Here is a 320-nt window from a genome sequence, read left to right as displayed (position 1 = left end):
CGGTGCTTACGGAGCAAATGGATGCGCGGATCGAAGGGCGCGTCGGAGCCCTTGGCGGCGTCGGTCGACAGCGCGCCGGCGACCAGCGCCGACTGGTAGAGCGTCTCGGCTTCGAACAGGCCGGCCAGTGCAAACGCCGTCGAGAACTGCGTGCCGTTGAGCAGCGCCAGCCCTTCCTTGGCGCCGAGCGTCACCGGCTCGAGCCCATGCGACACAAAGGCGACCTTGGCCGGGAAGCGGCCGTGCGGGGTGAAACATTCGCCGACGCCGATCATGACGGCCGTCATGTGCGAGAGCGGCGCGAGGTCGCCGGAAGCGCC

At 69.4% G+C, this 320-nt stretch carries 1 protein-coding gene; it reads right to left on the bottom strand.

Going from position 1 to position 320, the window contains the following annotated elements:
- A partial coding sequence (locus tag EN852_RS37940) for an aromatic amino acid lyase (RefSeq protein WP_189546559.1) occupies window positions 1–320 on the bottom strand: 320 nt, incomplete at both ends.

The organism is Mesorhizobium sp. M2E.F.Ca.ET.209.01.1.1 (assembly GCF_004010375.2).
Classification (GTDB): Bacteria; Pseudomonadota; Alphaproteobacteria; order Rhizobiales; family Rhizobiaceae; genus Mesorhizobium.
This window is presented reverse-complemented; position numbering and strand designations above follow the sequence as displayed.